Origin of the sequence: Kaistia nematophila (assembly GCF_026343855.1) — a bacterium.
Classification (GTDB): Bacteria; Pseudomonadota; Alphaproteobacteria; order Rhizobiales; family Kaistiaceae; genus Kaistia; species Kaistia nematophila.
Window position 1 is genome coordinate 137,549 of record NZ_JAPKNK010000007.1, and the last position, 16,826, is coordinate 154,374.

The 16,826-nt window shown below is 67.1% G+C and carries 18 protein-coding genes and 1 riboswitch; of the genes, 10 read left to right on the forward strand and 8 right to left on the reverse strand.

Going from position 1 to position 16,826, the window contains the following annotated elements; translation table 11 throughout:
• Positions 1 to 34 precede the first annotated feature (34 nt).
• Complete coding sequence (locus OSH07_RS16710; protein ID WP_266339815.1) at positions 35 to 469, forward strand: DUF983 domain-containing protein; 435 nt, start codon at positions 35 to 37, stop codon at positions 467 to 469.
• 31 nt (positions 470 to 500) lie between these two features.
• Positions 501 to 1,262, forward strand: coding sequence for an SURF1 family protein (locus tag OSH07_RS16715; RefSeq protein ID WP_266339816.1), 762 nt, complete (start codon positions 501 to 503; stop codon positions 1,260 to 1,262).
• Positions 1,263 to 1,264: 2 nt separating this feature from the next.
• On the opposite strand, the gene OSH07_RS16720 is transcribed toward OSH07_RS16715, so the two are convergent.
• Positions 1,265 to 1,876: a YqgE/AlgH family protein gene (locus OSH07_RS16720; RefSeq protein WP_266339817.1), complete on the reverse strand. Its 612-nt coding sequence runs from the start codon at positions 1,874 to 1,876 to the stop codon at positions 1,265 to 1,267.
• A 131-nt stretch (positions 1,877 to 2,007) separates the two neighbouring features.
• Between OSH07_RS16720 and OSH07_RS16725 the strand changes: the two genes are divergently transcribed.
• From OSH07_RS16725 to OSH07_RS16740, 4 genes are all read left to right on the forward strand, one after another.
• Positions 2,008 to 2,838, forward strand: a complete 831-nt coding sequence (locus OSH07_RS16725; RefSeq protein ID WP_266339818.1) for a protein-disulfide reductase DsbD domain-containing protein — start codon at positions 2,008 to 2,010, stop codon at positions 2,836 to 2,838.
• Between the two features lie 86 nt (positions 2,839 to 2,924).
• Positions 2,925 to 3,407, forward strand: coding sequence for a peroxiredoxin (locus tag OSH07_RS16730; RefSeq protein WP_266339819.1), 483 nt, complete (start codon positions 2,925 to 2,927; stop codon positions 3,405 to 3,407).
• Positions 3,408 to 3,466: 59 nt separating this feature from the next.
• Positions 3,467 to 3,715, forward strand: coding sequence for a type II toxin-antitoxin system Phd/YefM family antitoxin (locus OSH07_RS16735; RefSeq protein WP_266339820.1), 249 nt, complete (start codon positions 3,467 to 3,469; stop codon positions 3,713 to 3,715).
• Between the two features lie 5 nt (positions 3,716 to 3,720).
• Positions 3,721 to 4,128: a type II toxin-antitoxin system VapC family toxin gene (locus OSH07_RS16740; RefSeq protein WP_266339821.1), complete on the forward strand. Its 408-nt coding sequence runs from the start codon at positions 3,721 to 3,723 to the stop codon at positions 4,126 to 4,128.
• On the opposite strand, the gene rnhA is transcribed toward OSH07_RS16740, so the two are convergent.
• The 3 genes from rnhA to ispH are packed head-to-tail and all read right to left on the reverse strand — an operon-like array spanning position 4,115 to position 6,526.
• A complete protein-coding gene (gene rnhA, locus OSH07_RS16745; RefSeq protein WP_266339822.1) occupies positions 4,115 to 4,585 on the reverse strand; it encodes a ribonuclease HI in 471 nt (156 codons plus the stop codon). The genes OSH07_RS16740 and rnhA overlap by 14 nt on opposite strands.
• Positions 4,582 to 5,547: a homoserine kinase gene (locus OSH07_RS16750; RefSeq protein WP_266339823.1), complete on the reverse strand. Its 966-nt coding sequence runs from the start codon at positions 5,545 to 5,547 to the stop codon at positions 4,582 to 4,584. The genes rnhA and OSH07_RS16750 overlap by 4 nt, the downstream gene beginning before the upstream one ends.
• Positions 5,548 to 5,557: 10 nt before the next feature.
• A complete protein-coding gene (gene ispH / locus OSH07_RS16755; RefSeq protein ID WP_266339824.1) occupies positions 5,558 to 6,526 on the reverse strand; it encodes a 4-hydroxy-3-methylbut-2-enyl diphosphate reductase in 969 nt (322 codons plus the stop codon).
• A gap of 193 nt (positions 6,527 to 6,719) precedes the next feature.
• Here ispH and OSH07_RS16760 point away from each other — a divergent pair, with 193 nt between their 5' ends.
• A complete protein-coding gene (locus tag OSH07_RS16760; RefSeq protein WP_266339825.1) occupies positions 6,720 to 7,514 on the forward strand; it encodes a hypothetical protein in 795 nt (264 codons plus the stop codon).
• A gap of 88 nt (positions 7,515 to 7,602) precedes the next feature.
• Here OSH07_RS16760 and OSH07_RS16765 read toward each other — a convergent pair whose 3' ends face one another.
• The 4 genes from OSH07_RS16765 to thrC all read right to left on the reverse strand — a co-directional run bounded on the left by OSH07_RS16765 (position 7,603) and on the right by thrC (position 14,065).
• Positions 7,603 to 10,491: an EAL domain-containing protein gene (locus OSH07_RS16765; RefSeq protein WP_420909644.1), complete on the reverse strand. Its 2,889-nt coding sequence runs from the start codon at positions 10,489 to 10,491 to the stop codon at positions 7,603 to 7,605.
• A 134-nt stretch (positions 10,492 to 10,625) separates the two neighbouring features.
• Positions 10,626 to 11,213 carry a GNAT family N-acetyltransferase gene (locus OSH07_RS16770; RefSeq protein ID WP_266339826.1) on the reverse strand — a complete coding sequence of 196 codons (588 nt, stop codon included), beginning with the start codon at positions 11,211 to 11,213 and terminating at the stop codon, positions 10,626 to 10,628.
• 129 nt (positions 11,214 to 11,342) lie between these two features.
• Positions 11,343 to 12,617 carry a M16 family metallopeptidase gene (locus tag OSH07_RS16775; RefSeq protein ID WP_266339827.1) on the reverse strand — a complete coding sequence of 425 codons (1,275 nt, stop codon included), beginning with the start codon at positions 12,615 to 12,617 and terminating at the stop codon, positions 11,343 to 11,345.
• Between the two features lie 41 nt (positions 12,618 to 12,658).
• Complete coding sequence (gene thrC / locus OSH07_RS16780) at positions 12,659 to 14,065, reverse strand: threonine synthase (protein ID WP_266339828.1); 1,407 nt, start codon at positions 14,063 to 14,065, stop codon at positions 12,659 to 12,661.
• 267 nt (positions 14,066 to 14,332) lie between these two features.
• On the opposite strand from thrC, the gene OSH07_RS16785 reads away from it, so the two are divergent.
• The 3 genes from OSH07_RS16785 (at position 14,333) to gcvH (ending at position 16,811) form a co-directional block, all read left to right on the forward strand.
• Positions 14,333 to 14,884 carry a hypothetical protein gene (locus tag OSH07_RS16785; protein WP_266339829.1) on the forward strand — a complete coding sequence of 184 codons (552 nt, stop codon included), beginning with the start codon at positions 14,333 to 14,335 and terminating at the stop codon, positions 14,882 to 14,884.
• Between the two features lie 125 nt (positions 14,885 to 15,009).
• A riboswitch (glycine riboswitch) is annotated at positions 15,010 to 15,108 on the forward strand.
• Positions 15,109 to 15,278: 170 nt separating this feature from the next.
• A complete protein-coding gene (gene gcvT / locus OSH07_RS16790) occupies positions 15,279 to 16,415 on the forward strand; it encodes a glycine cleavage system aminomethyltransferase GcvT (protein WP_266339830.1) in 1,137 nt (378 codons plus the stop codon).
• 24 nt (positions 16,416 to 16,439) lie between these two features.
• Positions 16,440 to 16,811, forward strand: a complete 372-nt coding sequence (gcvH, locus tag OSH07_RS16795) for a glycine cleavage system protein GcvH (RefSeq protein ID WP_277614312.1) — start codon at positions 16,440 to 16,442, stop codon at positions 16,809 to 16,811.
• Positions 16,812 to 16,826 lie beyond the last annotated feature (15 nt).

Here is a 16,826-nt window from a genome sequence, read left to right on the forward strand (position 1 = left end):
CAGACCGGGAGCCGGAGCCGTTCCCCGCCTGGACATGCAAGGGCTCCAGCGAGAACAGGAGCCGGTCTTGTCCGATCCCAGCCCATCCCATCGCGACAAGGCGATCTATCCGCCGCTGACGCCCGCCAGCACCGGCCTGCATGGCCGCTGTCCGCGCTGCGGCGAGGGGCGGTTGTTCTCCGGCTTTCTGCAGGTGGCGCCGCGCTGCGGCAATTGCGGCCTCGACTATTCGTTCAGCGACGCCGGCGACGGCCCGGCCGTCTTCATCATGCTGATCGTCGGCTTCATCGTCGCCTTCCTTGCGCTCTATGTCGAATTCACCTTCCAGCCGCCCTTCTGGGTGCATGCGCTGCTCTGGATCCCGCTCGTCTTCGCGCTGGCGCTCGGGCTGCTCCGGCCGGCGAAGGGGCTGATGATCGCGATCCAGTATCGCCACAAGGCGGAGGAGGGGCGGCTCGAACAGGGCTGACCCGGCGCGCTTTCCATGTCCGGTAGATACCATGTCTGATACGACCCGCCGCTCGCCCGTGCGCAAGCTGATCCTGCCCGCGATCGCCACCGCGATCGTCTTCGCCATCCTGTGCTCGCTCGGCATGTGGCAGGTCAGGCGCCTGCACTGGAAGGAAGCGCTGATCGCCCAGGTCGATCGCCGCCTGAAGGAGACACCGATCGCCGCACCCGGGCCGGGGCAGTGGAAGACGCTCGACCTTGCCGAGGCGGACTACACGCCGGTCACCGTTTCAGGTGAATTCCTGCATGATGACGAGGCGCATCTCTACAGCTCGCTGATGGAGCCGCGCGGCCCGGTCGGCGGGGTCGGCTGGTTCGTGTTCACGCCGCTCAGGACGGATGAAGGCTGGATCGTCTACGTCAATCGCGGCTTCGTGCCGGTGGAGAAGGAAATCGCGTCGACCCGGCCTGAGGGCCTGACGACGGGGCGTGTCACCGTGACTGGCCTGATGCGCCGGCCGGAGACGCCGGGCAGGTTCCAGGCTTCGGCCAAGCCGACCAGCCAGCAATGGTTCGCGCGCCAGCCGGACAAGTTCGCGGCGCGCAGCGGCCTGCCGGTCGAATCCGTCGCGCCCTACACGATCGACGCGGACGCGACGCCGAACCCCGGCGGCCTGCCGCAGGGCGGCGAGACCACCGTCACCTTCTCCAACAACCACCTGCAGTATGTGGTGACGTGGTTCGGGCTGGCGCTGGCGCTCGTCGGCGTCTTCATCGCCTACGCGCGCGGCGTGCTGAAGCGCCGCGACTGACCCTAGCCGTGGCCGGCCTCGTCGGAGAGCATGGCGAGGTCGACCCCGAGCAGCGCCATGGTGCGATCATACTTGGTCGCGAGTTCCGGATCGAAGATCAGGTCGGACGGGGCGGCGCAATGCAGCCAGCCATTGTGCTGGATCTCCGCCTCGAGCTGGCCGGGTCCCCAGCCGGCATAGCCGAGGGCCAGCATTGCGTTGCGGGGACCGGACCCGGAGGCGATGGCCTTCAGGATCTCGAGCGTTGCCGTCAGGCACACATTCTCGGCGATCGGCAGGGTCGAATTCTCGATGAAGTAATCCGCGCTGTGCAGCACGAAGCCTCGTCCGGTCTCGACCGGGCCGCCGCGCTGCACGATCATGCGGTTCGCCTTGGGCGGAAGGCGGATCTCGGGGCCGTCGGGAATGATGTCGAGCTGGATCAGGAGGTCGACGAAGTCGATCTGCGGGGCGATCTGGTTGATCACGATCCCCATCGCGCCATCGGCGGAATGGGCGCAAATATAGACGACGGAACGGGCGAACCGACCGTCCGCCATGCTGGGCATGGCGATCAAAAATTGCCCGTCGAGATAGCTCGGCTCGACCGGCATGCGGGTCTGTTTCTCGGCCATGGCTGAAAGCGTAGCACGGGTGCTCCAAAAGAAAAGGTCAGGCCGGGATTCGTAGGGCGGGACACAAACAAATGATCGTTCCGCACCCCACCCATCTGGCGGTCGCCCGAAAGCCCGGCTAGCTTTGGCGGATGCGCATACGAAGCCTCTTCCTCAGCCTTCTTCCCGCCGTCCTTTCCCTGCCAGCCTTCGCCGCGATCGGTCCGTGGGTTTCCGCCGATAAGGTCCGGGCGCGCCTCGTCGCCGCCACGCCGGCGGCGGACGGAACGCTGGAAGGGGCGATCGAGATCGAGCTCGCGCCGGGCTGGAAGACCTATTGGCGCTCGCCGGGCGATGCCGGCGTGCCGCCGCGCTTCGATTTCTCCGCTTCGACGAATGCCGAGGCCGCGGCCGTCGAATACCCCGCGCCCGAGCGCTACGACGACGGCTACGCGGCCTCCAACATCTATCGCGACCGTGTGGTGCTTCCGGTCCGCTTCACGGTCGCCGACAAGGCCGACCCTGTGACGCTCGACGTCAAGATGGACATCGGCATCTGCGAGGAGATCTGCATCCCCGTGCACATGACGACGTCGCTCGATGTCGGCAATGCGGGGCATGACGGCGCGGCCTCCACCCTGATCGCCGCTGCGCGGGCGGCGCTGCCGGGGCCGGGCAAGCCGGGCGCGCTCGAACTGCTGTCGCTGAAGCGAAGCGGCGGATCGGACCAGAAGCCGGAGTTCGAGGCGCGCTATCACGCGTCGGGCAAGGAAGCGCTCTTCGTCGAGACGCCGGGCGACTGGTTCGCCGACCCGCCGAAGGCGGCGGAAGGCGAGGGTGGGGCGCGCGTCTTCCGTTTCGCGGTCGACCGCCGTACGGCCGCCGGGACCATAGCCGGCACGGAGATCCGCCTGACGCTCACGGGCGAGGCCGGCGCCACCAGCCGGACTTTCACGCTCGACGCCGGCGACGCGAAGCCGTAACGTCGCCGCGCTTGCTTCCCGGAGTGCTGCCCCGCGCCGCATTCCTCCCGAATCCAATCCACCCACCGCAATCCATGGAGCACGAGATGACCATCTCGGTTGGCGATCGCATCCCCGCAACGAAGTTCCGGGTCGTGACCCCGGACGGCACCGTCGAAAAGACGGAAGCCGATATCTTCGCCGGCAAGAAGGTCGTGCTGTTCGCCGTCCCCGGCGCCTTCACGCCCACCTGCCACAAGAACCACCTGCCGGGCTATCTCGAGCAGGCCGCCGCCATCAAGGCCAAGGGCGTCGACACCATCGCCGTCATCGCCGTGAACGACGCGTTCGTCATGGGCGCATGGGCCAAGGCCACCGGCGCCGAGGATAAGGTCCTGTTCCTCGCCGACGGTTCCGGCGAGTTCACCAAGGCGATCGGCCTGGAGTTCGACCTCTCCGCCAATGGCCTCGGCATCCGCTCGAAGCGCTACGCCATGATCGTCGAGGACGGCGTGGTCAAGACGCTGAACGTCGAGGAAGCCGGTGGCGTCACCGGCTCCGGCGCAGCCGCGATCCTCGAGCTGCTCTAGTCTCCTTGCTTCCGTTTCGGAAACTCATTAGCTGGATATAGGCCGATGGGTTTTCCGCGATGGTACGGGTCAAGATGCACGCGGCGAAGACCAACCTCTCCCGCCTGGTCGTCCAGGCCCTGGCGGGCGAGGATGTCGTGCTGATGCGCGGCGACACGGAGGTCGCGCGGGTTGTCCCGCTCGGGCCTGCCGAGCCGGCTCCGGATCGGTCGCCGCGTATCCCGGGTCGTCTGCGCGGGATGATTGATTTCGACGACCGCTTCTTCGATCCCTATCCGCCTTCCGACCCGTCGCAATGGGATCACTAGGGACCATGCGGCTGCTGCTCGACACGCAAGTCTGGTTCTGGTGGATGATGGGGAGCCCGCGGCTGGCGCCCGCCGCCCGGGCGGCCATCGCCGACGCCGGCAACGATCCCCTGATCAGCGCCGCCTCCGTGCTGGAACTGATGGGAAAGCGCCGCATCGGCATCCTGCCCGCCATGCAGCGGCTTGCCGATCACGTCGAGGAAGAGATCGACCTTGCCGGCTTCGGGCGCCTGCCGATCACGACGGCGCATGCCGTCCGCGCCGAGACGATCGCCGAGGGCCATCCGGATCCGTTCGACAGGCTCCTGATCGCGCAGGCGCTGATCGAGGACATCGCGCTCATTTCGAACGACACGTCGTTCGACCGCTTCGGCGTGCGCCGCCTCTGGGAGCGGGCGATCAGCCCGGCGTGAAGCTCTTCTTCTTCACCTTGTAGGGCGCCATGCCCTCGCGGGCGAGCTGGTCGGCGCGCTCGTTTTCCTCGTTGCCGGCATGGCCCTTGACCCAGTGCCAGGTCACCTTGTGGCGCTGCAGCGCCGTATCGAGGCGCTGCCAGAGGTCGACGTTCTTCACCGGCTTCTTGTCGGCCGTCTTCCAGCCATTGCGCTTCCAGCCATGGATCCAGCCGGTGATGCCGCCCTTCACATATTGGGAGTCGGTATGCAGGTCGACGACGGAGGGCCGCTTCAGCGCGTCGAGAGCTTCGATCGCCGCCGTCAGTTCCATGCGGTTGTTGGTGGTGTCGGCCTCGCCGCCCTTCAGGTCCTTCTCATGCTCGCCGGCGATGAGAACGGCCCCCCAGCCGCCCGGTCCGGGATTGCCGGAGCAGGCGCCGTCGGTCCAGATGGCGATGCGCTTTTCGTCGGTCAAAGGATCAATCCATAGGCGCTGACATCCGCCACCATGCGGTGGAAGCGGAGCTTGCGCAGATATTCGAGAGGGTCTTTCGGCGCGACCAGCGCGCCGGGCGGTACGTTGAGCCAGTCGTAGAGACGGGTCAAAAGGAAACGGAGCGCCGAGCCGCGCGCCAGGAGCGGCAGCGCCGCGAGCTCAGCCGGCGTGAAGGGACGCACCTTCTGGTAGCCGGCGAGCAGCGCGCGCGCCTTGGTGACGTTGAGCGAGCCATCCGGCTCGAAGCACCAGGCATTCAGGCAGACGGCGACGTCATAGGCGAGGAAGTCGTTGCAGGCGAAATAGAAGTCGATCACGCCCGACAGCTCGTCCTGCAGGAAGAAGACGTTGTCGGGGAAGAGGTCGGCGTGGATGACGCCGCGCGGCAGGTCGGTCGGCCAGGTGCTCTCCAGCAGGTCGAGTTCGGCGCGGATGTCGTCCGCGAGGCCGGGCATCACCTCGTCGGCGCGCGCCGAGGCGCGGTCGAACAGCGGCCGCCAGCCATCGACGGTCAGCGCATTGTGCCGGGTCAGCTCGAAGCCTTCGCCGGCGATGTGCAGCTCAGCCAGCACACCGCCGATGGCGAGGCAATGATCGGCGCGCGGACGCCGCACCCACATGCCCTGCAGGAAGGTGACGATCGCCGCCGGCCGTCCGGCCAGCATGCCGAGCGCCTGGCCCTCGCGGTTGCGCACCGGCTGCGGGCAGTTGATGCCGCGGCTTGCCAGGTGCTCCATCAGGCCGATGAAGAAGGGGAGGTCGTTCGGATCGACCCGCTTCTCGTAGAGGGTGAGGATGTGCGGGCCTGCATCCGTCACAAGCAGGTAGTTCGAATTCTCGACTCCCTCGGCGATGCCCTTGAGGGAGACGACATTGCCGATGTCGTAGCCCGCGATGAAGCATGCGAGTTCGTCGTCGGCGATCTCGGTATAGACGGCCATCAGGAAATGCTCATTCTGCGGCTGGAAGGCGGAGTTCGCGGGGCAGGTTGAAGGCGATCGTCTCTTCGGCGTTGCGCACCACCTCGACCGAGACGGCGTAGCGGGCGGCGAAGGCGTCGATCACCTCTTCGACCAGGATTTCGGGCGCCGAGGCTCCGGCCGTGACGCCGACGCGCCGGATGTCGCCGAGCTGGGACCAGTCGATGTCGGAGGCGCGCTGGATCAGCACCGAGACCGCGCACCCCTCGCGCTCGGCCACCTCGCGCAGGCGCTGGGAGTTCGACGAGTTGGGCGCGCCGACGACGATCATCGCGTCGACGTCGCCGGCGATGCGCTTGACCGCTTCCTGCCGGTTGGTGGTCGCGTAGCAGATATCTTCCTTGTGCGGCGCCGTGATCGCCGGGAAGCGTTCCGTCAGCACCTTCACGATCGCCGAGGTATCGTCGACCGAGAGCGTCGTCTGGGTGATGAAGGCGAGCTGTTCCGGGTTCTTGGGCGTGAAGGCGCGGGCGTCCGCGACCGTCTCGATCAACGTCACGCTGCCGTCCGGCAACTGGCCCATGGTGCCGATCACCTCGGGATGGCCGGCATGGCCGATCAGGACGATCTCGCGGTCGCGCTTGAAATGGATCTGCGCTTCCTTGTGCACCTTGGAAACGAGCGGGCAGGTGGCGTCGAGGAAGAACATCTCGCGGGCGCGGGCGTCCTCCGGCACGGATTTCGGCACGCCATGCGCCGAGAAGACCACCGGCTGGCCGTCGTCCGGGATCTCGTCCAGTTCCTCGACGAAGACCGCGCCCTTCTCGCGCAGGCCGTCGACCACATAGCGGTTATGCACGATTTCGTGCCGGACATAGACCGGCGCACCGAAACGCTGCAGCGCCAGCTCGACGATCTGGATCGCGCGATCGACGCCGGCGCAGAAGCCGCGCGGCGCGCAGAGCAGGATTTCGAGCGGGGGCTTGGAGGCGTCGGCCATGGCATTTTCGTTCCGCGACATGAGACGGGAATAGAGGGATGGGGCGGGGCGCTGTCAAGCGCCGTGACGGCAATCCGGCTGCAAACCGGTCGCGTGTGCTCGATCACGAGAACGTGTATAGGTTGGTAGCCTTATGAAATAATATTCCTCATTTTGGGAATGGGGCAGGGGGCGGCCACACGGGGCAGCTTCCATGCAGATCTGGGCGTTTCACGGCATGAGGAGGAGCGGCAACCACGTCGTCCTCAATTGGACGGGACTGACGAACTCCGCATTTTTCCTGAATGACATCCTGCAGCGCGAGCAGGTTCCGGCGCTGCTCGGCGACCCGTTCGGGACCAAGGCCTTCTGGCACTGGTTCCCCCGCTTTTGCGCCCGCCGCCAGCAGCGCAGGATGCTGCGCGAGACAGGCTGGAAGCTGATGGCCCGCGGCCTCTGCATCAGCCTCGAGGATTGGCCGATCGACCGGCCGATCTTCACGCCCTGGCCGCGCCGCTGCCGGCACATCCTGCTGCTTCGCGATCCGCTCAACATGTTCGCCAGCCGCATCCGTATGAAGGGCGGCATGCATCTGCTCTATGGCGGCGAGCGGGCGGACACCTACTTCCAGAACTCGATCGCGCTCTGGAAGATGCATGCGCGCGAATTCCTCGGCGAGACGGACCGTCTGCACGGCCATGTCGGCATCTATTATGACCGCTGGGTGGTGGATCCGGACTATCGGGCCGAGATCGCCGCGAGCCTCTGTCTCGTTCCGGACGAGGGCGCGCTGAACCGCGTGGCGGCCGAGGGCGGCGGCAGTTCGTTCGAGGGCATGTCGCCGCTCGGCGAGGATGCCATCGCACGGCGCCTGTCGCGGCACGATCAGCTCGAAGGCGAGGAGAAGCAGCTTTTCGCCCGCGTCACCGCGGATGGCGAGCTGATGCGGCTGCGCGAGCGCGTGCTGGGCCGCGTCTATGCCTCGGTGCAATGCCGGCAGGTCGCCTGATCGGGAGAAGGCCGGCCGCGTCCTGCGCGCCGGCTTCCGCATCGGTTGAACGCCGGGTAGCCGGAGGCTCCGCCTCCGGCGCAGCCCCTTAGGCGATCATCGCCTCTTCTTCGCGGAAGATCAGCTTGCCGGCTTCCGGCGCCGTCATCGGCTGGCCGAACAGGAAGCCCTGCGCGAACTCGCAGCCGAGATCGTAGAGGTCGAGCGCGTCATCCTCCGTCTCCGCGCCTTCGGCGACGACATCCATGCCGAGTTCGTGCGCCAGGCCGATGATGGCGCGCAGGATCACGCGCTTCTGCTTGGCGGAGGGGCCACGGACGAAGCTCTGGTCGATCTTCAGCGTCTCGAACGGGAAGCGCTGCAGATAGGAGAGCGACGAATAGCCGGTGCCGAAATCGTCGAGCGACAGACCGGCGCCGAGCTCGCGGACGCGGGTCAGCACCTGCGCCGCATATTCCGGGTTCTCCATCACCAGGCTCTCGGTCAGCTCGAGCTTGAGCGAACCGCGCGTGACGGCCGAGCGCGACAGCACCGACTTCACGTCGCTGATCAGGTCGTGGCGGAGCAGCTGGCGGCTGGAGATGTTGACGGAGACGAACAGCGGCACGTCGCGGCCGAGCTGTTCCTGCCAGTCGGAAAGCTGCTTGGCGGCGCGTTCGAGCACGAACAGGCCGAGCGGAATGATTAACCCGTTGCGTTCGGCGAGCGGGATGAACTCCGCCGGCGGGATGCGGCCGTGCTGCGGATGGTCCCAGCGCACGAGCGCCTCGAAGCCGGCGATCGTCCGGTCTTCCAGCCGCACGATCGGCTGGTAGAGAACCTTGATCTCCTCGCGGCCGATGGCGCGGCGCAGATCCGCTTCGAGCGTCAGCGTGTCGGCGCCATGCTGGCGCAGCGCCGGCCGGAACGCCTCGATGCGGTCGCCGCCGAGCCGCTTTGCGTAGTACATGCCGATCTCGGCATCCTTGACGATCTCGGACGCCTCGCTCTGCTTGCTGTCGTGCATGGCGATGCCGATCGACGCGGTCAGGAAGATCTCCTTGTCGCCGAACGAGATCGGCGCGCGCAGCGTGCGGCGGACGGAATCGGCGAAACCGGCGATGCGCTCGGGCTCGCTTTCCGAGATTAGCAGGAAGGCGAACTGGTCGCCTGCGATGCGCGCCAGCGTATCCTGCGGCTTGAGGAGGCGAGTGAGGCGGCGGGCGATGGTCAGCAGGATCGAGTCGCCGACCGAGAGGCCGAAGCCGTCATTGACCTGCTTGAAGCGGTCGATGTCGAGCACGAACACGGACGGGCGGGCGGCGCCCTCGGCCTGGGTGCGTGTCACGGCCGAGGCCAGGCGGTCCATGAACAGCTCGCGGTTCGGCAGGCCGGTCAGGTTGTCATGCACGGCGTCGTGCAGCAGCCGTTCCTCCGCCGTGCGCTCCTCGGTGACGTCGGCGAGCGTGCCGACGCAGCGCGTCACTTCGCCGTCCGAGCCCAGCACCGGGCGGGCGCGCAGGTGGAACCAGCGATAGTGGCCGTCCTCGGCGCGGAGGCGGAAATCCTGCGCGATGCGGCCGCGGCGCTGCTCGATGACGGCGTCCAGCGTCGCCTTGAAGCGGTCTCGGTCGGCGGGGTGCAGCACGTCGAGCCAGTCGCGGGCCGGGCCTTCCAGCGTGCCGTGCTTGAGGCCGAGCAGGTCCTCGGCGTCGGAGCCGGTATAGATGCGGTCGCGCGCGACGTCCCAGTCCCAGACGATGTCGCCTGCGCCGGTCAGCGCCAGCGCGCGGCGCTCGGTCTCGCCGATCGCGCCCTGGGCGATCGCGCCGCCGGCAAAGGCGTGCTGCATCACCGTGAAGCCGATCAGCAGCACGATCAGCACGAGGCCGCCATTCAGCGCCGGCTGGATCACGTCGTTGGCGAGGTTGCCGGTCACCGTCAGATAGGCGCCGAGGATCCAGACCATCAGCAGCACCCAGGTCGGGATCAGCATGATGGCGCGGTCGTAGTGGTGCATCGCCAGGTAGATGATGACGACGAAGCCGAGCGTGACGGTGAGGCCGAAGGAGAAGCGCGCGACGCCGGCGGCAATGCCGGGCTCGAACACGGCGACGCCGAGCAGGATCAGCAGGCCGACCAGCCAGGCGATTGTCGCGTGGCTGTAGCGGGCGTGCCAGCGGTTCAGGTTCAGATAGGTGTAGGTGAAGATCAGCAGCGTCGCCGACAGCAGCACCTCGGCGAAGGCGCGCCACATCTTGTCGTCGCCGGGCGCGATCTGGATGACCTTGTTCCAGAAGCCGAAATCGATGGCGAGATAGATCAGCACCGACCAGGCGAGGCCGGCGGTCGCCGGGAACATCGCGGTTCCCTTGACGACGAACACGATGGTCAGGAACAGCGCAAGTAGTCCGGAAATGCCGAGGACGATGCCGTGATACAGCGTGTAGCTGTTGATCGCGTCCTTGTAGTTGTCGGGATCCCAGAGATAGAGCTGCGGCAGCACGGGTGTGCGCAGCTCGGCCACGAAGGTGACCACGGCGCCGGGATCGAGCGTGACGCGGAAGACGTCGGCTTCCTGGCTTGCCTGCCGCTCCGGCGCGAAACCCTGGCTCGGCGTGACGGTGGCGATGCGCGAGGCGCCGAGGTCGGGGATCAGCAGGCCGGAATTGGCGAGACGGAAATGCGGCGCCACCAGGAGGCGGTCGATCTGCTCGTCGCCATTGTTCGCCAGCGCGAAGGAAACCCAGTAGGAGGTGCCGCCGGCTTCGTTGGAGCGAACCTCGATGCGGCGGACGATGCCGTCGGCGCCGGGCGCGGTCGAGACCTGGACGCGATCGGACGGATCGCGCGAAGCGCGTTCGACGGCCTTGGTCAGGTCGAGCGTCGTCCCGTCGAGCGGAACGTTGACGGCGTCGAGCGCCTGCACGTGCGTGGCAGTGCCGACGACCGCGAACAGGACAAAAAGGACCGCGGCGACGAAGCGGTTAAGCAACAAACAAACCTCCAAGGCCCGAAGGCCGTCGAGAAGTACTATCCGGGTCGTAGCAGCACAAGGAAATTTCGGCTGCGTGACAAGCTGGCAACAGTTCCTTTCGCCCAGTCAGGCGGAGCCCGACGGAGCACGGCGTCTCAAGGTCGTGGATCATCGCTGACGATCGCGTAGAGAAGGTGGTCCTGCCACCGGCCCTCGATGCAGAGATAGCGACGAGCGTAGCCTTCGCGGGTGAATCCGGCTTTTTCGAGAAGACGGATGGATGCCGCGTTGTGGGGGAGGCATGCGGCCTCCAGCCTGTGCAGGCGCAGCGTGTCGAAAACGAAGGGGATCACGGTCCGGACGGCGGCCGTCATCAGCCCCTTGCCGGCGTAGGGCGCGCCCATCCAGTAGCCGAGCGAGCAGCTTTGCGTGACGCCGCGCACGACATGGGAAAGCGTCAGCCCGCCGACGAGCTGCATTCCGTCCGTCGTGAAGACGAGGAAGGGATAGCCGGTGTTGGCGCGCATCTCGCTGTGATAGCGCCGCATCCGCCGGCGGAAGGCGCCGCGGGTCAGGTCGTCGACCGGCCAGAGAGGCTCCCAGGGCGTCAGGAAACTGCGGCTCTGTTCGCGAAGGCTGGACCAGGCGGCGAAATCGGACATGGCCGGGGCGCGCAGGATCACCCTGTCGGTGGCGAGCACCGGCATGGGGTGGAATGGCACGACGGACCGCAAGAACTCCATTTGCCGCGCCGGGCCCCCGCTCCGCGTTGCTCGCCAGAACGACCGGCCCCGAGGGATCGGTCATGGTCCTCGTAGTCACGGTCCCGGCGGCCGGTGATGCCGGGCCGCCGCGATCGCCAGGAACTTGCTTCAGACGACGATCGGCGATCCCAGCCGTTCGGCGATCTTGCCATGGTTCACGAGCTTGTCGATGGGGCCGATCGCGGCCACCGTCGGCGGGCTGCCGGTGAAGATGCGATGCGCGAGGTCGCGTACGCGCGAAATCGAGACGTCGTCGATGCGGGCGACGATTTCCTCAACCGGAATGGGGCGGCCGAACAGCAGCAACTGCCGTGCGACCTGGCCGGCGCGGGCAGCCGGGCTCTCCAGGCTCATCAGCAGGCTGGCGCGCATCTGTGCGCGGGCGCGGCCGAGCTCGGCCTCGGTGATGTCGAGGCTGGCGCGCTCCAGCTCGCCGAGCAGCACCGGCATCAGTTCCTCGATATCGTCGCCGCCGGTCGCGGCATGGATGCCGAACAGGCCGGTATCCGCGAAGCTCCAGTGGAAGGCGTAGATCGAATAGCAGAGGCCGCGCTTCTCGCGCACTTCCTGGAACAGCCGCGAGGACATGCCGCCGCCGAGCATCGAGGCGAGGATCTGCACCGCGTGGAAGTCGTCGGACTTGTAGGGCATGCCCTCGAAGCCGAGCAGGATCTGCGCTTCCATGAGGTCGCGCGTCTCGCGCATCTCGCCGCCGCGGTAATGCGCCGGCTCGCCGGCGTCGAGCTCGGCCGAGGGCAGGCTCGCGAATCGATCTTCCGCGAGCTTGACCAGCGCGTCGTGATCGACGTTGCCGGCCGCCGCCAGCACCATGTTGGGGCCGTGGTAGTGGCGGTCGAGATAGGAAGAGAGGTCGCTCGAATTGGTGCGGCGCACCGTCTCCTCTGTGCCGAGGATGGTGCGGCCGATCGGCTGGTTCGGATAGGCGCTCTCGACGAAGAAGTCGAAAACGCGATCCTCCGGCGTATCGAGCGAGGCGCCGATCTCCTGCACGATGACGTGCTGCTCGCGCTTCAGCTCGTCGGCGTCGAAGGCCGAGTTGCAGAGGATGTCGCTCAGGATGTCGACGGCGAGCTCCGCATCCGGCTTCAGGATGCGCGCATAGTAGGAGGTGGTCTCGACGCTCGTCGCCGCGTTGAGCTCGCCGCCGACCGCCTCGATCTCCTCGGCGATGTCGGTGGCAGAGCGCTTGCGCGTGCCCTTGAAGGCCATGTGCTCGAGCAGGTGGGAGATGCCGTGCTCCGAAGTATCTTCCCGTCTCGAGCCGGCGCCGACCCACACGCCGAGCGCTGCGCTTTCCAGGTGATTCATGTCGTGGGTCGCAACGGTGAGCCCCGACTTGAGTTTCGTCACCTGTACGGTCATGCGCGGATCACCGGCATGAGGAATGCTTCAGGAGCCATGCTTCACACCTTTTCGTGGATGGCGCGGGCCCGGGCTTCGACGAAGCGGGCGATGGCACCGATATCGTTGGGAAGAACGGTAAAGCGCTCTTCCCGCTGCATGAGGTCGCCGAGCCAGAGGGGCAGGGCGGGATGGATGCCGGTGGCTGCCTCGACCGCGGCCGGGAACTTCGCCGGATGCGCCGTCGAGAGCGTCACCATCGGCGAGCCGGTCTCGGGCTGGCGCGCGGCGACCGAAAGCGCCACGGCGGTGTGCGGGTCGGCGAGATAGCCGGCGGCCGCCAGCGTGTCGCGCATCGTCGTCTCGGTCTCGGCTTCGCTGGTGCGGCCGGCGGCGAATTCACCGCGGATGCCCGCGAGCGCCGATTCGGGCAGGGTGAACGCGCCGGACTGGCCGAGGCCGTCCATCAGGCGACGGACGGCGTCGCCGTCGCGGCCGGCCGCCTCGAACAAGAGCCGCTCGAAGTTGGACGAGATCTGGATGTCCATCGAGGGTGACTGCGTCGGCACAACGCCCGTCATCTCATAGCGGCCACTTTCGAGCGTGCGCGCCAGGATGTCGTTGGTGTTGGTGGCGATCACCAGCCGGTCGACCGGCAAGCCGATCTTCTTCGCGACATAGCCGGCGAAGACATCGCCGAAATTGCCGGTCGGCACGGTGAAGGAAACCGAGCGTGCCGGCGCGCCGAGCGAAAGCGCGGCGGTGACGTAATAGACCACCTGCGCGACGATGCGGCCCCAGTTGATCGAATTGACGCCGGAGAGCGAGACACGATCACGGAATCCGTGGTCGTTGAACAGGCCCTTCACGATCGCCTGGCAGTCGTCGAACGTGCCTTCGAGCGCGATGGCGTGGACGTTGGCGTCGTGCACCGTCGTCATCTGGCGCTGCTGCACCGGGGAGACGCGGCCATGCGGGAACAGGATGAAGATGTCGGTGGCGGCCCGGCCGCGGAACGCCTCGATCGCGGCGCCGCCCGTATCGCCCGACGTCGCGCCGACGATGGTGGCGCGACGGCCGCGCTCAGCCAGGACATGATCCATCAGCCGCGCCAGCAACTGCATCGCCACGTCCTTGAAGGCGAGCGTCGGGCCGTGGAAGAGCTCGAGGATGAAGCTGTTCGGGCCCGTCTGCACCAGCGGCGCGATGGCCGGATGACGGAAGGTCGCGTAGGCCTCGGCGCACATGCGCGCGAGGTCCGCATCGGCGATCTCGCCGGCGACGAAGGGATGAATCACCGCATAGGCGATCTCAGGATAGGGGCGCCCGGCCAGGCGCGCGAAGCTCTCGGAGGAAAATGCCGGCCATGTCTCGGGGACATACAGGCCGCCATCGCGTGCGAGCCCTGCCAGAAGAACGTCGGAGAAGCCGAGCGCGGGGGCTAGACCGCGCGTGCTCACATATTTCACGGAAGAAACGCCTCCACATGCGGCGAGACTTGTAGCCAGCCGCTCTTTGTTGCAACCCTATCGTCGCGTGATGCGGCGGGCAAGGTGCGGCGGGCGGTCGGCCACTCAGTCGCCAAAGATCAATCGGACTGTTATAGACGTCGCGCATCAGCGTCGAGGATTATTGGGATGCATGGTTCTTCTTTTGGTGGCCCGGCCGGGTCGCGCCGCCTTCTGACACTCGCGTCGGCCGTAGCCCTGGCCGGTCTGGTTTCCGCCTGCTCCAGCGTGAGCGACGGTTCTTCCGGCGGCGGCAACGTCGTCAACAACGCCCTTTTCGGCGCGCCGAACAAAAATCTGCAGAACGCCACGATCGTCAACGCCGAGAATTTCGGCTTCGCGGTTGACTGCCCGCCGGTGGCGATCCGTCCCGGCACGGAAGAATTGAAGGTGATCGCCAACGGCAAGCCGGATCCGCTGACCGGCGCTGGTCCGCCGGTCGTCTACCAGGCGACGATCAACGACACGGCGCGCGAGTGCTTCAAGTCGCCGAATGGCGGCGTCGTGGTGAAGCTCGGCGTCAAGGGGCGCGTCGCCGCCGGGCCGGCCGGCAAGGCGCAGACCGTCAACGTGCCGCTGCGCATCGTCGTCATGGAAGGCCGCGACAAGGTCCTGAAGTCCGACCTGGCCCGGATCCCCGTCTCGCTGGCGGCCCCGAGCTATGCGGCCGACTTTACCAAGATCGATGATTCGATCGTCGTGCCGCTCAGCGAAGGCAATACTGACTTCCGCATCTATGTCGGCTTCGATGACAAGGCGGCCGGCAAGGGCCGCGGCTGATAGCACGGGCGAATTCGTCATGGCGCGGGCATTCCGATTGACAGGGATGCCCGTGATCCGCCACTAACGAGACAAGCTGGATCCGTGTCGCGATCCAGCCGAGTCGGCGGCCCTGGTCGCCGGCTGAACGACCGCCGGGAGAGACCGAAGGGGTGAGAGCCTCGTCGGCGCCGAAGGAGCAACCGCCCCGGAAACTCTCAGGCCAACGGACCGGACGGTCGGCGACGCTCTGGAAAGCAGCCCTTGCCGCATGCGGCGAAGGCTCACCGAAGGAGTAGCCGCGTTCGCCGCATGGCGGGGCGGGAAATCTCTCAGGTTCTCAGACAGAGGGGGCGCGGAACAGGCCGGATTGGGCCTGCCCGTGCCATTTGGACCCTGTCGAGGATTCTGATGCATGGCTCATTCGGCCGATCTCGAGACGCCGCTTGCCGACCTCCATCGCGAGCTAGGCGCCCGCATGGTGCCGTTCGCCGGCTATTCCATGCCGGTGCAATACCCCAAGGGAATTCTGGCCGAACACAACTGGACGCGTGAGAGCGCCGGCCTGTTCGACGTCTCCCACATGGGACAGGCCTTCCTGGTCGGCCCCGACCACGCCACCACGGCCCGCGCGCTCGAGGCGCTGACGCCGGGCGATTTCCAAGCGCTGGCGCCGGGCCGCATCCGCTACACGCTTCTGACGACGCCGGAAGGCGGCATCATCGACGACCTGATGGTGACGCGCTCCGCCGATCCGAACGAGGACGGCACGCTGACGCTGGTCGTCAACGCCGGCCGCAAGGCGATCGATTACGCCCATATCGCCGCCAACCTGCCCGAGGGCGTCGTGCTGGAACCGGCCGAGGATCTGGCGCTGGTGGCGCTGCAGGGCCCGAGGGCGGCCGAGGTGCTGGCGCGCCACTGCCCCGACGCTGCCTCGATGGGCTTCATGACTGCCGCGCGCCTCGCCTTTGACGGCATCGACTGCCATGTCAGCCGTTCCGGCTATACCGGCGAGGATGGCTACGAGATCTCCGTCAAGGCGGATGATTCCGAGGCGCTGGTCCGCATCCTCCTTGCCGAGCCGGAGGTCGAGCCGATCGGCCTCGGCGCGCGCGATTCGCTCCGCCTCGAGGCCGGGCTCTGCCTCTATGGCCATGACATCGACGAGGCCACGTCGCCCGTCGAGGCCGATCTCGGTTTCGCGCTCGCCAAGCGCCGCCGCGCCGAGGGAGGTTTTCCTGGCGCCGGCCGCATCCTTGGTGAACTGGCAGCCGGCCCGGCCCGGCTGCGCGTCGGCATCAAGCCCGAGGGCAGGGCGCCAGCCCGCGAGGGCACCGAGATCCGCGACGCCTCCGGCACCACCATCGGCATCGTCACCTCGGGCGGCTTCGGCCCGACCGCCGGCGGCCCCGTCGCCATGGGTTATGTCGCGGCCGAACACGCCGCGCCCGGCACGCCGGTGACGCTCCTGGTGCGCGGCAAGGATCTTGCTGCGTCCGTCGTCGCCTTGCCCTTCGTTCCACACCGCTATTTCCGCAAACAAGCCTGAACGGCGCTTCCAGGGAAAATCATCATGACCGTCTATTTCACCAAGGACCATGAATGGATCCGGCTCGAGGGCGACCAGGCCCTCGTCGGCATCACCGACTATGCCCAGTCGCAACTGGGCGACGTCGTCTATGTCGAGTTGCCGGAAGTCGGAAAGACCTTCGCCAAGGGCGACGACGCGGCCGTGGTCGAATCCGTCAAGGCGGCGAGCGACGTATACGCGCCGGTTTCCGGCGTCGTCGTCGCCGTCAACGCGGCGCTCGAAAAGTCGCCGGCCATGATCAACGACGCGCCTGAGAGCGACGGCTGGTTCTGGAAGCTGACGCTGACGGAGCCCGGCGAACTCGACGGCCTGCTCGACGAGGCGGCCTACAAGGCCTTCATCGACACGCTCTGACGCCTCCCGATCCAC

Coding starts and splice junctions, on each gene's coding strand:
- OSH07_RS16710 (WP_266339815.1), top strand. CDS start 35: ATGCAAGGGCTCCAGCGAGAACAGGAGCCGGTCTTGTCCGATCCCAGC.
- OSH07_RS16715 (WP_266339816.1), top strand. CDS start 501: ATGTCTGATACGACCCGCCGCTCGCCCGTGCGCAAGCTGATCCTGCCC.
- OSH07_RS16720 (WP_266339817.1), bottom strand. CDS start 1,876: ATGGCCGAGAAACAGACCCGCATGCCGGTCGAGCCGAGCTATCTCGAC.
- OSH07_RS16725 (WP_266339818.1), top strand. CDS start 2,008: ATGCGCATACGAAGCCTCTTCCTCAGCCTTCTTCCCGCCGTCCTTTCC.
- OSH07_RS16730 (WP_266339819.1), top strand. CDS start 2,925: ATGACCATCTCGGTTGGCGATCGCATCCCCGCAACGAAGTTCCGGGTC.
- OSH07_RS16735 (WP_266339820.1), top strand. CDS start 3,467: ATGGTACGGGTCAAGATGCACGCGGCGAAGACCAACCTCTCCCGCCTG.
- OSH07_RS16740 (WP_266339821.1), top strand. CDS start 3,721: ATGCGGCTGCTGCTCGACACGCAAGTCTGGTTCTGGTGGATGATGGGG.
- OSH07_RS16750 (WP_266339823.1), bottom strand. CDS start 5,547: ATGGCCGTCTATACCGAGATCGCCGACGACGAACTCGCATGCTTCATC.
- ispH (WP_266339824.1), bottom strand. CDS start 6,526: ATGGCCGACGCCTCCAAGCCCCCGCTCGAAATCCTGCTCTGCGCGCCG.
- OSH07_RS16760 (WP_266339825.1), top strand. CDS start 6,720: ATGCAGATCTGGGCGTTTCACGGCATGAGGAGGAGCGGCAACCACGTC.
- OSH07_RS16770 (WP_266339826.1), bottom strand. CDS start 11,213: ATGGAGTTCTTGCGGTCCGTCGTGCCATTCCACCCCATGCCGGTGCTC.
- OSH07_RS16775 (WP_266339827.1), bottom strand. CDS start 12,617: ATGACCGTACAGGTGACGAAACTCAAGTCGGGGCTCACCGTTGCGACC.
- gcvT (WP_266339830.1), top strand. CDS start 15,279: ATGGCTCATTCGGCCGATCTCGAGACGCCGCTTGCCGACCTCCATCGC.
- gcvH (WP_277614312.1), top strand. CDS start 16,440: ATGACCGTCTATTTCACCAAGGACCATGAATGGATCCGGCTCGAGGGC.